This is a genomic window from Jeotgalibacillus soli, assembly GCF_000829435.1.
GTDB classification, from domain to species: Bacteria; Bacillota; Bacilli; order Bacillales; family Jeotgalibacillaceae; genus Jeotgalibacillus; species Jeotgalibacillus soli.
On the sequence record NZ_JXRP01000009.1, the window covers coordinates 369,206 to 383,495 of the forward strand.

Annotated in this window: 15 protein-coding genes; 11 read left to right on the plus strand and 4 right to left on the minus strand. The window is 41.3% G+C overall.

Translation table 11 applies throughout. The features are described 5' to 3' along the window. Positions 1-14: 14 nt before the first annotated feature. The 4 genes from KP78_RS04805 to KP78_RS04820 are packed head-to-tail and all read left to right on the plus strand — an operon-like array spanning position 15 to position 4,667. On the plus strand, positions 15-1,010 hold the full coding sequence (locus tag KP78_RS04805) for an N-acetylglucosamine kinase (RefSeq protein ID WP_041086762.1): 996 nt from the start codon (positions 15-17) through the stop codon (positions 1,008-1,010). Then, positions 1,007-2,593 carry a beta-N-acetylhexosaminidase gene (gene nagZ / locus KP78_RS04810; protein ID WP_041086764.1) on the plus strand — a complete coding sequence of 529 codons (1,587 nt, stop codon included), beginning with the start codon at positions 1,007-1,009 and terminating at the stop codon, positions 2,591-2,593. Before KP78_RS04805 ends, nagZ begins: the two co-directional genes overlap by 4 nt. Then, positions 2,590-3,756, plus strand: a complete 1,167-nt coding sequence (locus KP78_RS04815; RefSeq protein WP_041086766.1) for an exo-beta-N-acetylmuramidase NamZ family protein — start codon at positions 2,590-2,592, stop codon at positions 3,754-3,756. Before nagZ ends, KP78_RS04815 begins: the two co-directional genes overlap by 4 nt. Before the next feature lie 23 nt (positions 3,757-3,779). Further along, on the plus strand, positions 3,780-4,667 hold the full coding sequence (locus KP78_RS04820; RefSeq protein ID WP_041086768.1) for a MurR/RpiR family transcriptional regulator: 888 nt from the start codon (positions 3,780-3,782) through the stop codon (positions 4,665-4,667). A gap of 115 nt (positions 4,668-4,782) precedes the next feature. Here the strand turns inward: KP78_RS04820 and KP78_RS04825 are convergent, their stop codons facing one another. The 4 genes from KP78_RS04825 to KP78_RS04840 all read right to left on the minus strand — a co-directional run bounded on the left by KP78_RS04825 (position 4,783) and on the right by KP78_RS04840 (position 7,419). Then, positions 4,783-5,823 (minus strand): Gfo/Idh/MocA family protein, encoded by a 1,041-nt coding sequence (locus KP78_RS04825; RefSeq protein ID WP_041086770.1) that lies wholly within the window; start codon positions 5,821-5,823, stop codon positions 4,783-4,785. A 49-nt stretch (positions 5,824-5,872) separates the two neighbouring features. Further along, positions 5,873-6,598 carry a ThuA domain-containing protein gene (locus tag KP78_RS04830; RefSeq protein ID WP_041086771.1) on the minus strand — a complete coding sequence of 242 codons (726 nt, stop codon included), beginning with the start codon at positions 6,596-6,598 and terminating at the stop codon, positions 5,873-5,875. Positions 6,599-6,730: 132 nt separating this feature from the next. Next, positions 6,731-6,925 (minus strand): hypothetical protein, encoded by a 195-nt coding sequence (locus KP78_RS20550; protein ID WP_041086773.1) that lies wholly within the window; start codon positions 6,923-6,925, stop codon positions 6,731-6,733. An 11-nt stretch (positions 6,926-6,936) separates the two neighbouring features. After that, the gene (locus tag KP78_RS04840; protein WP_131272590.1) at positions 6,937-7,419 is read right to left on the minus strand and encodes a hypothetical protein; all 483 of its coding nucleotides are present in this window, start codon (positions 7,417-7,419) and stop codon (positions 6,937-6,939) included. Between the two features lie 215 nt (positions 7,420-7,634). Between KP78_RS04840 and KP78_RS04845 the strand changes: the two genes are divergently transcribed. The 7 genes from KP78_RS04845 to KP78_RS04875 all read left to right on the plus strand — a co-directional run bounded on the left by KP78_RS04845 (position 7,635) and on the right by KP78_RS04875 (position 14,271). Beyond that, positions 7,635-8,375, plus strand: a complete 741-nt coding sequence (locus KP78_RS04845; RefSeq protein WP_041086777.1) for a Cof-type HAD-IIB family hydrolase — start codon at positions 7,635-7,637, stop codon at positions 8,373-8,375. 120 nt (positions 8,376-8,495) lie between these two features. Then, complete coding sequence (locus KP78_RS04850) at positions 8,496-9,317, plus strand: aldo/keto reductase (protein WP_041086779.1); 822 nt, start codon at positions 8,496-8,498, stop codon at positions 9,315-9,317. Between the two features lie 272 nt (positions 9,318-9,589). Next, complete coding sequence (locus KP78_RS04855) at positions 9,590-10,561, plus strand: LacI family DNA-binding transcriptional regulator (protein WP_041086781.1); 972 nt, start codon at positions 9,590-9,592, stop codon at positions 10,559-10,561. Positions 10,562-10,575: 14 nt separating this feature from the next. Next, the gene (gene rbsK, locus KP78_RS04860; RefSeq protein WP_041086783.1) at positions 10,576-11,451 is read left to right on the plus strand and encodes a ribokinase; all 876 of its coding nucleotides are present in this window, start codon (positions 10,576-10,578) and stop codon (positions 11,449-11,451) included. Between the two features lie 2 nt (positions 11,452-11,453). Next, positions 11,454-11,846 carry a D-ribose pyranase gene (rbsD, locus tag KP78_RS04865; protein WP_041086785.1) on the plus strand — a complete coding sequence of 131 codons (393 nt, stop codon included), beginning with the start codon at positions 11,454-11,456 and terminating at the stop codon, positions 11,844-11,846. Then, complete coding sequence (locus tag KP78_RS04870; RefSeq protein ID WP_041086787.1) at positions 11,843-13,342, plus strand: sugar ABC transporter ATP-binding protein; 1,500 nt, start codon at positions 11,843-11,845, stop codon at positions 13,340-13,342. The genes rbsD and KP78_RS04870 overlap by 4 nt, the downstream gene beginning before the upstream one ends. Next, positions 13,339-14,271, plus strand: a complete 933-nt coding sequence (locus KP78_RS04875) for an ABC transporter permease subunit (protein WP_041086789.1) — start codon at positions 13,339-13,341, stop codon at positions 14,269-14,271. Before KP78_RS04870 ends, KP78_RS04875 begins: the two co-directional genes overlap by 4 nt. Positions 14,272-14,290: the final 19 nt, after the last annotated feature.

Consider the following 14,290-nt stretch of genomic DNA (forward strand, 5'->3'; position numbering starts at 1 on the left):
CAAGAGGTGTGAATATGCCATATGTCATCGGAATTGACGGTGGTGGAACGAAAACAAAAGCGGTGCTGCTCGATGAAACAGGGAAGGTTTATGCCGTTTCCAAAGCTGGCCCGAGTAACCCGACTGCTGTTCCATCTGAACAATTGAAAACAACTTTACAGTGCATTTTGGTTGGGCTTCAGCTGCAAGCTCCCAATGAATATAAGCAAGTAAAAGCGGGGTTTGCTGGAATGTCGGGTGCAGGTGATGCTGTTAGCAGATCCCATTTGAAGAAAATCTTCTTTGATTTGACAGAGGGACGGTTTCCGATCTGGGTTGATATTGATGCTATTAATGCACTGTACGCAGGGACGCTTGGTAAACCAGGTATCTTACAAATAGCAGGAACGGGCGCTATTACATACGGATTGAACAAAGAAGGGGAATGTGAACGAGTAGGTGGCTGGGGATATCTTTTTGATGATCAGGGAAGTGGATATCACATTTCAGTGAAAGCCCTTTCTGCTGTTATGCAGGCTTATGATGGACGTGGAAAAGCGACGCTCTTAACCAAGCTGCTGATTGAACGATTTTCGATAACAGAAGTTCCCGAGCTTATCTCCGCTATTTATCGTTCCGACAATTCGAAGACTGTTATTGCCAGTTTATCTCCGGTTGTTTTACTAGCAGCTGAACAAAAAGATGAAGTAGCGAATCATATTTTGTCTGAAGCCGCAGAGGATCTTGCGCTTTCTATTATGACGTTGCACAAAAAATTGTTTGGCAATGCGGTTCATCAGAAAGTGATTTTAACGGGCGGATTTATTCAACATTCTCCGTTAGTGGTTTCGTCCTTAAAAGCCTTATTTTTGTCCAAGGGGTATGCATTTGATTTTCAATTCCCTCGGATCGATCCCGCTGGAGGTTCTGCCATCGCTGCACTGCATTATTTAAACGAAATGCCCAAAATTGAATTCGTTTCAAACTTTCATGCATCCATCAATACAGTTGAAGAAGGGGGAGTTTCATGAATTTGAAGCAAAGAATTGGTCGCCTATTTGTCGTTGGTTTTGATGGTACTCAAGCGACACCTGAAATAATAGATATGATTCACACGTACCATGTCGGAGCGGTTATCTTATTTGGACGGAATATCGGTACCCCAGAAGAACTTCTCAAGCTAACTCATTCCCTGCAAAGAGAAGCGAAGTCAGCGGGATATGATCATCCATTGCTGATCTGCACTGATCAAGAAAATGGCGCGGTTAGACGTTTAAGTGAAGGAACTACGATTGTTCCTGGCTCGATGCTGATTGGTGCAACTAATAACCCGCAGTATGCATATAAGGCTGGCTTTTTAACAGGAAAGGAATTAAAGGCTCTTGGGATCAATTGGAATTTAGCCCCTGTTGCAGATATCAATAATAATCCCCGAAATCCAGTGATCGGTGTACGTTCATATGGAGAAGATGCGAGTCAAGTGGCAAGCTTCGTTGAGCAATCAATGAAAGGAATGCAGGCTGGGGGTGTACAGACAACCTTAAAACACTTTCCGGGGCACGGAGATACGAGTGTCGACTCTCATTTGGATTTACCGGTCATATCACATGACTTAGAAAGACTCCATCAAATCGAGCTAGTCCCGTTTAAACAATGCATTGAATCTGGTGCAGATGCTATAATGACCGCTCATGTGTATTTTCCGGCATTAGAAAAGACTCTAAATAAACCAGCAACATTTTCCAAAGCGGTTGTAACCGAGTTGCTTCGTGAAAAACTTGGATTTAATGGAGTGGTCACGACGGATTGTATGGAAATGGAAGCGGTAAAAAATGGTATCGGTACGGTAGCGGGAGCAGTTGAGGCAATCAAAGCTGGTATAGATTTTGTCATGATATCGCATTCATATCACATACAAAAAGAAGCAATTGAACACGTTGTAAAAGCAGTAGAAGAGGGGGAAATTTCTCATAGCCGAATCCAGCAATCGATTCAGCGTATAGCTGAGATGGCGAAGAAATATTCATCATTTGATGAGATTTTTGAGGTAGATGAACTTCCGGCTTATGTAGGATCTAGTGAGCACCGAACACAAATGAAAAGCATATACAACCAAGGGATTACATTACTTGGCAGCAGTGTGACAAAAAAATTGAATAAAGATGAACGAATACTGATCATTTTCCCGGAAAACAAATATACGTCCATTGTAGAAGATAGAAGGTATTCAACAGAAGCATTCGTACATTTATTGAAAAAGGATCATCCATTAACAATGGGGCTTGAACTAAAGACGCCTATTCAAAAGGAAGATATAGAGTGTGTCGTTAGCGAAAGTGAAAAATTCGACCGGATCATTGTGTTGACGTTAAATGCACATACCGATATACGTCAGCAGCAAATGCTGGAGGCATTGTTAGAGGGACATCCAAAAGTAGATGCGGTTGTACTGCGGAACCCATATGATGCAGCACTTTTATACAAGGCACATCAAGTGATATGTACATATGAATATACAGAAATGACTTATGAAACAGTAATCGGATCATTGACGGGTGATATGAAGCTTGGAGGCGTTTTACCTGTTACCGTAGAAGGAGTGAATGCAGGATGAGTGCAGCTGTAAAACTTGGCATCGAGATGTTTTTATCTACCTGTGCGGATCAATACGCTGGTAAGCGAGTGGGGCTAATTACAAATCAAACAGGTACGAATAGCAGACTTATTACAACGATTCAGCTGCTGCATGAAGATCCGCGCATCAATTTGACCGTGTTGTTCGCCCCTGAGCATGGGATTACGGCTGTAGCAAAAGAAGGAGAAAAATTATCTAATTCAATCCATCGTGAAACAGGCTTACCTGTCTATAGCTTATATGGTGATACAAAAAAACCGAAAGATGAGATGATGTCAACGTTTGATGTTATTTTGTTTGATTTGCAGGATATTGGCGCACGCTACTATACATACATTTACACGATGGCTTACATGATGCAAGCGTGCGCAAAACATGATAAAGAAATAATCGTACTTGACCGGCCAAATCCGATCGGCGGTGAGGTAGTAGAAGGAAATCTCGTCGAAGAAAATTTTCGTTCTTTTGTCGGGCTTTATCCCATCCCCAATCGTCATGGAATGACAGTGGGAGAGCTTGCAAAGTATTTTAATGAAGAATTTAATATTCATTGCACACTAACTGTGGTTAAGATGGAAGGGTGGAGACGGCAAATGTCGGTGATGGATACCGGTTTACCGTGGATACCGCCTTCTCCAAACACAACTAATTACCATATGATGCTTTTATACACAGGGACGTGTTTAATCGAAGGCATGAACGTATCTGAAGGTCGAGGAACCACTCAGCCATTCGAAATCGTAGGAGCACCTTTTATCGATGGGGGACAGCTGCAGCAGACTTTTAATGCCATTGGCCTGCCGGGAGTAAAAGCAAGAGCCATTTCGTTTAAACCAACGTACCAAAAATATAAAGATGAAACCTGCCAAGGGATTCAGCTTCACGTCACTAGCCCATCAGAACTGGAGTCATGGAAGACTGGTGTTTATTTGGTCAAAACGATTTATGATTTATATTTGGATCATATTGTTTTTTTACGATCTGATCTTTCTCGTCATCCCATGTTCGACTTAATCAGTGGCTCAGATAAACTTCGAAATGCTATTCTACAAGGCGAAATAAGTCCATATTTAGATAGAGTCGAGAAGGCGTCAAAGGAATTTAAAGAGAAACGCAAATCCTATTTATTGTATTCAACATAGCTAAATGAAAGGAAGGGTTGACCATGGGGATTTCTAGCGGAGGTTTAGTTTTACTGGAAGAAATGAAACAGGAGCTTCCTCCATCTGAACAGAAAATTGCGGACTATATTTTGGGAAATCCCGAGAAAACTGTGAGAATGACCATCTCAGAATTAGGTGAAAAAAGCAAGACAAGCAGTGCGGCTGTTACGAGATTGTGCAAATCCTTAAAGCTAAAGGGATTCCAGGATTTAAAACTGCGTATCAATGGTGATTTGGGAAGAAAAAAAGAAGTGGGAACGCGTGATATAGAACCTAATGAACCTGTGGAAACAACCATTGATAAAGTAACAGATTTAGCAGTTCAAACTCTGTTAGAGACGGCAGAGTTATTGGATAGTGATAAAATGCTGCGTGCGGTAGAAAAGATAAAAAATGCCCATTCGATTCATTTCTTTGGGGTAGGGGCATCAGCCATTCCAGCAATGGATGCCCAGCAAAAATTTTTACGAATTAATAAAACATCTACTGCTTTTACAGATCCCCACATGGGTGCTACAGTTGTCGCTAATGCTAAATCAGGCGATGTGGTTATGGGCATATCCTTTTCTGGAGAGACATCCGAAGTGGTGAAAATTTTGGAGCTAGCGAAGGAGAAAGGCGTCACGACGATTAGCTTAACAAGATATGGGCAGTCTACGATTTCAGAAATGGCTGATATTTCTTTGTTCACATCGCCAACGAAAGAAGCGAATTTCCGCAGTGGTGCAACCTCTTCAAGACTCGCCCAGCTTCATGTTATCGATATCCTTTTCATGTCGGTCGCATCCAAACAATATGAATCAACGATTAAGTACTTAGATGCAACCCGTGATGCGATTAAAGAGATTCAGCATTCAACTGGTCGTAAAAAGAAAAAATCAAATGACTAAATTATTTATTCTTTCTAATAACCGAGCGAATAATAGCTTTCGTCCGATTACTAACTAGCTTCATTGTTAATATTGGTTAAAAAGACGATCCAGCACTCACGCTGAATCGTCTTTTTTATACAAAAGAAACAGCCTTGCCTGTCTCACTGCTTTTATAAATTGCTTCTATTACCTTTGAAACTATCATCGCTTCTTGAGGCTTTACAACGAGGGACTGTCGTCCTTGGCAGCTTTCAATAAAATTTAACGCTTGCGGAATACCTGGATCCTCTTCGTCGGAAATCCAATATGGCTCCTGGTCTAGAAGCATGCCGTATTTAGCTTGATAGAGTTTAAGAGGGAAGATGTCAATTCCGCCTTGTGTGCCCGACACGCTTACCGTCTCCTGGTCATCAGCTAAATTAGCTGCCCATGAGGTCTCAAATAATAGCGTGGACCCATCTTTAAATTTTATATAGGCTGTTGCGTGATCATCTACCTCAAAGGTGGAGGGGTCAAAGTATCCCCACTGGTTAACAATCTCAGCTTGACGGCTTAATTCGTTATAAGTCCCGCCAGAAACCTCGGCAATTTCGGGAAAGTCCATTAAATATAAAGCCAAATCGAGAAAATGGCAGCCAAAATCGATCAGGCTCCCACCGCCCTGGAGCTCCTTGTTTGTAAAAACACCCCATCCAGGAACTTTACGGCGTCGGATTGCTTGTGCACGGGAGACAAGAGGACGTCCAATTTCACCTTCCTGGATAAACCGCTTTGCTGCCCGTGCTTCTTTTGTGTAACGGAAATGATAAGCAATCAAAAGAACTCTGTCCGCTTTTTCGGCAGCGTCAATCATGTCCTGGCATTCTATTGCCGTCATCGCCATCGGCTTTTCACACATCACGTGTTTACCGGCTTGTAAAGCAGCAATTGCAATTTCTGCATGAAATTTATTTGGCGTGCAAATGGTAACGGCATCCACGTGTTCGAACAATTCCTCAAATTGCGTTGTATGAAAAGGAATCGAGAATTCTTTAGCCACAGATGATGCCCGCTCCTCGTTCACGTCGCAAACAGCGGTTACCTCTGCAATCTCATGCCATGTTTGAAAGGAGGGGAGATGTCTCGTTGTTGCAATGCCTCCAGCTCCAATTAATCCGATTCGTAATTTTGTCATTGAAATCACCTGCCCATTCGAAATTGGATAAGATTATTAAAAAAATCGTTTAAGCTTTATTAGCAGAGAGCTTTTCTAATGGTTGTGCATTTCCGTAAACCGGGTACTCTCGAGTGGTGGGTGCGGCCCAGCGGACAGCATTTTGAATCACTCTTTGGATTTGTTCATTGTAGTAGGTTGGGTAGGTTTCATGACCTGGCCGGAAGTAAAAGATTTTCCCATTTCCTCTTTTATAGGCAGCACCGCTTCTAAATACTTCGCCGCCTTCAAACCAGCTTAAGAAGACCAATTCGTCAGGAGCTGGGATGTCAAAATGCTCTCCATACATTTCCTCTTGTTCGAGCTCAATATATTCCGGAAGACCATCGGCAATTGGATGGCTTGGATCAATCACCCATAAGCGTTCTTTTTCGCCAGCTTCACGCCATTTTAGATCACAGGAGGTTCCCATTAATGCTTTAAAGATTTTTGAAAAATGACCGGAGTGAAGGACAATAAGCCCCATCCCTTCTAAAACCCGCTTTTTCACACGTTCAACAATCGCATCCTCCACTTCATCATGGGCGATGTGACCCCACCAGAGAAGAACGTCTGTTGAAGATAATCGATTTTCAGATAAGCCATGCTCAGGCTCATCTAATGTTGCTGTTCTAACTATAAATTCCTGTGTCTGAAGCATGGATGCCAACGCGCCGTGTATCCCTTCAGGGTAAATATCGCGTACCTCTTGATGCAGCTTTTCATGTCTGTATTCATTCCATACTGTAACGTTCATTTGTACCACTCCTTTTTTGTTTTGCGCAACCGATTGCCTTGCTGGGTGAAAAAATGAATTCATCATCATTGCAAGGTTAATAGTTTTATTAAGTTCATGCTTAAAACAAAAATAGTTAATCGCTTTCACTCATCATAGCAGAAAAATAACGCCAAATAAAATCATACCGATTATCACATAAAACCATTTCTGTGCTAGTCCGGAAACAGCGAATATGAAGACAAGCACGGCAAGGAAGAGAAGGGAGGGACCGATCCAAAACAACGGCTGATAAAAATAACTTATAAGTACGAGCAATCCTCCAGTGACAACGATCAGCTGAATCAATCAATCATAATTCATTCTATATCCTCTTCTCTGGACAAGTCTTCTTGCTGCATTTTAACAGCTTGCACGATAGATGAAGGTGCACCGTTCTTTGGCATTCTGACGGACACATGGAAGGGGAACAATTCCTTCATACTTTCTGGATAGAGCGCACCATCTTCAGGAATTTTGTGACCGATTGCTTCACCTCTATTATTTAATTCGATGATGAGGGGAAGTGAAGCTGCCGACTTCACCGTCTGGTTGTCTACATCCCACTCTTCAAATAAATACCATAAATAGAGCTCGTCATCTGTTGACCCGTAGATTTTGAAAGCATCTGTAATCACACCATTATGATTTTTCCAGGCTATTTCCTTTTCAAGGTACGTATGAAGTGCTTCACTCTGATAAGAAGGTGATGAGAAATAACCATTAATGACTATAATGGCAGTAATGGCGGCGCCAATTATGTACAAACCATGCTTTACCGGGCGTTTTAATCGCAATGTCATCTTCCCCCTCACACATAGCTTATCACTGATACTATACATATTTGACAGAGGTCTGTGATTTCCTTCCTTTTGTGAAAAGAATATTTATAGAGAGAATGTGTATGGAGTAGTGAAACCTTCAATGATTGTAAGAAATCGTTTTTTCTGCGTATAATGATGGGCAGGTAATATTTGCATGATCGAAGCAAATGTACAAAGGAGGAAACTTCGTTTTAATGAAAACTCAAACGATAAAGCTTATTGCATTAGATATGGATGGTACACTGCTGAATGATGATCATACGATTTCTGAACAAAATCGGCTCGCCATTAAAGAAGCACAGGATAAAGGGATTACAGTCATTATTAGTACGGGACGCCCGTTGGCTCACTGCAAGGACATTGCGGATTCACTTCGCTTATCGACCTATTTAATTACAGTAAACGGCAGTGAGATTTGGGATGATCAATTAAATATAATCGATCGTACAATTGTAGATACAAAGCATATTGAGCTAATGTGGGGACTTTCACAAAAGCATAAAACCTTGTTTTGGGCGTCGACAGTCGGTGCGGTTTGGAATTCCAATACTACGTTCCCGGATAACATTAATGAGCATGAATGGCTGAAATTCGGTTTTGATATAGAGGATGATGATGTACGGGGAGTGATTCTGAAAGAGCTTAAGGAAAATAAAGTGCTTGAAGTAACGAACTCAAGTCCAACCAATATTGAGGTTAACGCAGCAGGCATTAACAAAGCAGCAGCTATTCAAAAAGTGTGTAAACGACTCGGGCTTTCAATGGATCAAGTGATGGCGGTGGGAGACAGCTTAAACGACCTGGCGATGATTCAATTATCAGGCGTTGGTGTGGCAATGGGTAATGCTCAGCCTATTGTGAAGGAATCAGCTGATTGGATAACTGATACAAATATCAATGATGGTGTCGCAAAAGCTATTCGCTATTGGACGTAAATTTTGAAAGTGCAAAATATTTGATTTCCATATTTTCGGTCATTTATAATAAGTATGATTTCCGAGCATAGTTTCTAGAGGTATTCGTTTAATATGCTTTTATTCGAGAGGAGCCAAAAAATGAAAACAGTAACGTTAAATAATGGTGTGAAAATGCCTCAAATCGGCCTTGGAGTTTGGCAGGTGGAAGATGAAGTAGCAACGGATTCCGTGAAAAAAGCGATTGAAGTCGGCTATCGCTCTATTGATACAGCGGCAATTTATAAAAACGAACGCGGTGTTGGAAAAGGAATTAAAGCGGCGGGTGTCCCGCGTGAAGAGCTTTTCATTACAACAAAGGTTTGGAACGAGGATCAAGGGTATGAATCTACTATTAAAGCATTCGAAGAAAGTCTTGAGAGACTTGAGCTTGATTATGTAGATTTATATTTGATTCATTGGCCTACTCCAAAAAAAGACACGTATGTAGAAACCTATAAAGCACTGGAGAAACTGTATGAAGATGGAAAAGTTCGTGCTATTGGAGTATGTAACTTTGAAATCGTGCATTTACAGCGCTTGTTGGATGAGTGCAGCGTGAAGCCTGTGCTGAACCAAGTGGAATGCCATCCGTATCTTGGACAGCATGAACTGAAAACCTTCTGTGATGAAAATGAGATTTTCCTTGAAGCTTGGAGCCCGCTTATGCAGGGTGGAGATGTGCTAAATGATGATACCATCAAGAATATTGCTGAAAAGTATGGCAAAACACCGGCGCAAGTTGTCATTCGCTGGCATTTAGACCGTCACTCCATTGTTATTCCAAAATCAGTGACACCTTCAAGAATCGAAGAAAACTTTGATGTTTTTGATTTTGAGCTAACAGATGACGAAATGACGAGCATTAATGACTTAGATCGGAACGAGCGAAAAGGCCCGCATCCGAATGATCTGAACGATTAACGGGTAAAAATGAGTAAAACCAGCTGTAGCTATGCGGCTGGTTTTTTAGTGTTATGGAGAATTAATTATAATCGATTAGCTGTTGACACTTTTAAAAGAACCTTGTAGAATGTTTGTAACCGGTTACAAAAATAGTGAGAAAAGCAGATTATAAATCTTAATTGGATAGAATGCTTAATTTTTTCACAATTATGTAACCGGTTACATATTAAAAATAAAACATTTATAGATCTAGTTTTAAACAATTTATATAAATGGAAGGGGCAAGAAGTGTGGCGACGATACGGGATGTTGCGAGAAAATCAGGTGTGTCAGTGGCCACTGTATCGCGTGTATTAAATGAAAAAGGCTACGTGCATGAAGATACAAGGAAGAAAGTGGAGAAAGCAATTGAAATCTTGCAGTATAAGCCCAATAACGTAGCAAGAAGTTTATTCAAAAAGACTTCAAAGACGATTGGTTTTTTGATTCCTGATATTACAAATCCTTTTTTTCCTCAGCTTGTGAGAGCGGTCGAGGATGTAATGTACCCGGCAGGCTACACGACGATTCTATTTAACAGTGATGAAAATCTTAACCATGAGATTGAATATATCGAAGGAATGACTTCAAAGTACATAGATGGATTTATCATTGCTTCTAATACGCTTCACTGGGAGCATCTGCACCTTTTGAATGTACCTGTTATCGCTTTGGATCGGCATATAGATTCACGTATCTCGTCCGTAGTAATCGATAATTATACAGGAGCGGTAGAAGCGCTTGAGTTTATGTTTTCAAGAGGATGCAAGAATATTGCTCACCTAGAAGGTCCGAATTATATATATACGGCTCAAGAAAGAAAGAAAGCTTATTTAAATGTTATGAAAGAGAAAAACCTTCCTGTTTTACTTCAGCAGGGGAACTACGAGCTTGAACAAGCGATGATTAAAACGATGCATTTATTATCGGAGCACCCGAATATTGATGGGCTATTTGCTGGTAATGATGTGATGGCAATAGGGGCCTTGAAAGCGGCGCATAAATTAGGTATCCAAGTACCTAAGCAGCTTTCAATAATGGGCTTTGACGGGATTGAGTGGGGAGAAACGGTCACCCCTGAGCTAACAACGATGCAGCAGCCGATCTATGAAATGGGGAGAAAAGCAGCGGAGCTCTTATTAGCACGAATTCATGAACAGGATCTTGAAGTTGAACATCATATTTTACCTGTGAATATAAAAAAACGCAACTCTGTTAAATAGAGGGGGAAGCCCATATGATAACCATAATTGGAAGCATAAATATGGATTTAGTTACATCTGTTGAACGATTTCCGAAAAAAGGAGAGACGCTTCGAGGCTCCTCCTTTCAAACTGTCTTTGGAGGAAAAGGAGCAAATCAGGCGGTTTCCGCTGCCCGACTTGGGGGCGATATTCAATTCATTGGCCGAGTAGGGGAAGATGATTTTGGAAAGCGTTACATTCAGCACTTGAATAAGGAGAATATCATCACCTCTAATGTGAAACCGGTTACACATAAGAGCACTGGGACAGCATCGATTACGATTGCCGAAGGGGACAATGTTATTTTGATCGTACCGGGTGCGAATGAAGCAATGACAGTAGAAGTAATCGAACAGGCAAAAGACGTCATCTCGAAAAGTAAAATCGTCCTTCTGCAATTGGAAATCCCATTTCCTGCAATTGAAAAAGCGATTGAGATAGCAAGAGAGGAAGGTGTGAAAATTTTGTTGAATCCCGCACCCTTCTATCCGATCCCTGCAAGCTGGTGGGATTCACTTGACTATGTCACACCAAACGAACATGAGGCCGAACAAATTCGTAGAGACAAACATTTTCATCCGAATTATGAAGAAAAAATGATCGTAACAGAAGGTGCAAAAGGTGCCTCTTATTTTGAGAATGGACAACGAAAGCTTGTTTCTGCTCCAACTGTTAAGGTTATCGACACAACCGGTGCAGGGGATACGTTCAATGGTGCTCTCGCAGTTGGATTGGATACAGGTCTTTCACTCTCCAAAGCGATTGAACAGGCGGTAGCAGCAGCAAGTCTTTCAGTGACGGCTTTTGGAGCGCAAGGCGGCATGCCAATAAGAGAACAATTAAGTAGATTCTTAGAAGGCGAGGAATAACAATGAAAAAAAAGGGGCCTTTAAATAGTGAGATAGCTAAAATACTAGCAGATCTCGGTCATACAGATACAGTGGTAATCGCAGACTGTGGACTTCCTATTCCAAAAGATATTCCTAAAATCGATCTTGCGATCACGGTCGGTGTCCCGTGCTTTAAAGATATATTAGCGTTATTTATTGAAGAAATGGTTATTGAAAAAGTAACAATCGCTGATGAAATGAACAGTAATAATAAAGCTCTATATAACGAAGTCAGTCACCAATTTACCGAAATCGATACCGTCAGTCACGAGAAGTTTAAAAAACTAACAAAAGAAGCGCGTGTCGTCGTACGGACAGGGGAGTCTACGCCATACGCAAATATAATTCTGCATGCGGGAGTGATCTTTTCATGACAGAACCAATTGTAATCATGAAAGATATCCAAAAATCCTTTTTTGGCGTACAGGTCTTAAAAGGGGTTACGTTTGACTTAATTCCAGGTGAGATCCATGCATTAATGGGTGAAAACGGAGCTGGAAAATCTACGATGATGAAGCTATTGACAGGTATTCACGAAAAAGATGCAGGTGCAATTTTCTATAAAGGAAAAGAGACCGTTTTTAAAAATCCAAAAGAAGCAGAGCTGGCTGGATTAAACGTAATTCATCAAGAATTAAATATAATCCCGGATTTAACGGTTGCTGAGAACTTTTTTCTCGGAAAAGAGAAAACATACGGGAAGTTTGGCGTACTAAAAAACAAGGAGATGAACAAGCAAACGGAAGCTTGGTTAATGGAATTAGGTATTAATTTGGACCCGCAAAAACCAGCCGCCGAATGCTCGGTTGGACAACAGCAAATGATCGAAATTGCACGTGCAATTTCCTCTAAAAGTGATGTGCTCATTATGGACGAACCGACTGCTGCACTTACAAACAAGGAAATCGAAGTACTCTTTAATGTGATGAATGGCTTGCGGGATCGTGGTGTTGCCATTGTGTACATCTCTCATCGGATGGACGAGATTTTTAAAATGTGTGATCGAATAACTGTGCTGCGTGATGGAGCGTCAATCGGAACAAGACTTATTTCAGATACCAATTTTCATGAAGTGGTTAAAATGATGGTCGGCCGTGAATTAGGTGAGCAGTTTCCAGAGAGAAGTGTCAAACCTGGATCAGATCGACTGATTATAAAAGGACTTTCGACAAAAACGGGTATCCGTGATGCTAGCTTCATACTTCGGGAAGGTGAAATCTTAGGAGTAGCGGGTTTAATGGGTGCAGGACGAACTGAGCTTATGAGAGCATTATTCGGTGCGGACAAAAGAATATCAGGTGATATTTCGCTTGATGGCAAGATTATAAAAGGGCAGGATCCGAAAAAGGCTATTAATGCAGGATTTGCATTTGTAACAGAGGATCGCAAAGGCCAAGGGCTTATTTTAAACCAATCTGTACGTGAGAATCTTTCTACAGCAAAGCTAAAAGGATTGTCAAGGTGGAGCATTTTAGACAGAAATAAAGAACAGCAGTCTGCTCAAGAATTAATTGGGCGTCTTCGTATTAAAACGTCTGGCATGGAACAGCCAGTAAAGGCATTGAGTGGAGGCAATCAACAAAAAATTGTCATTGGAAAATGGTTAGCCACAGAACCAAAGGTATTAATTCTTGATGAACCAACCAGGGGTGTGGATGTTGGGGCGAAAAAAGAGATTTACGAAATCATGAATGAACTTACGAAGAGAGGCGTTTCAATTCTTATGGTTTCCTCTGAACTTCCAGAAATCCTAGGGATGTCAGACCGGATTCTCGTTATGCATGAGGGGAAAATTACTGCAGAGATGGAGATTGCAGAAGCAACGCAGGAAGCAATAATGACTGCTGCGACAGGAGGCGGAAAAGAATGAAAAATTCTAGCTTAATTCAAAAGCTTGGACCATTTTTTGGTCTCATTTTAATCACAGTTGTGTTGGCGTTTTTAAGTCCTAGCTTTTTAGATCTTAATAATATTTTAAACATCTTAAGACAGGTCTCTATAAATGCGCTGATTGCATTTGGAATGACTTTTGTTATTTTGACAGGAGGAATTGATTTATCTGTTGGTTCCATGCTGGCACTCGGAGCAGCGCTAACAGCCGGTGCAATGACTTCAGGAATAGACCCTATTCTTGCAATGATGGTTGGTTTGCTGGCTGGTGCAGCTATGGGTGCATTTAATGGTGTTGTTATCACAAAAGGAAGGGTAGCACCATTTATAGCAACTCTTGCTACGATGACAATCTATCGCGGACTTACTCTTGTTTATACAGAAGGAAGACCCGTTACAGGGCTTTCAGATGGCTATGCGTTTCAACTAATCGGGAAAGGATATTTTCTTGGTATTCCGGTTCCGGTTATTACGATGTTTGGAGCATTCGCATTTTTATGGTTTTTGTTAAAAAAGACAACATTCGGCCGAGGCGTCTATTCAGTGGGTGGAAACGAGGAAGCTTCCCGATTGGCGGGCCTTCGAGTGGATCGAATCAAAATCGGGGTTTACACATTGACGGGCATGCTAAGTGTTATGGCGGGAATTATTTTAACTTCTCGCTTAAACTCCGCTCAGCCGACAGCTGGTACAGCGTATGAGCTTGATGCAATTGCAGCAGTAGTGCTGGGAGGCACAAGTCTCACGGGTGGACGAGGCTGGATCTTCGGAACATTTATAGGAGTGCTAATTATTGGCGTATTAAATAATGGTTTAAATTTATTAAATGTTTCATCGTTTTATCAACAAGTGGTCAAAGGCGGCGTGATTCTGCTCGCAGTGATACTCGATCGGAAAAAGGCTGCATGACATAAAACATATAAAAGGG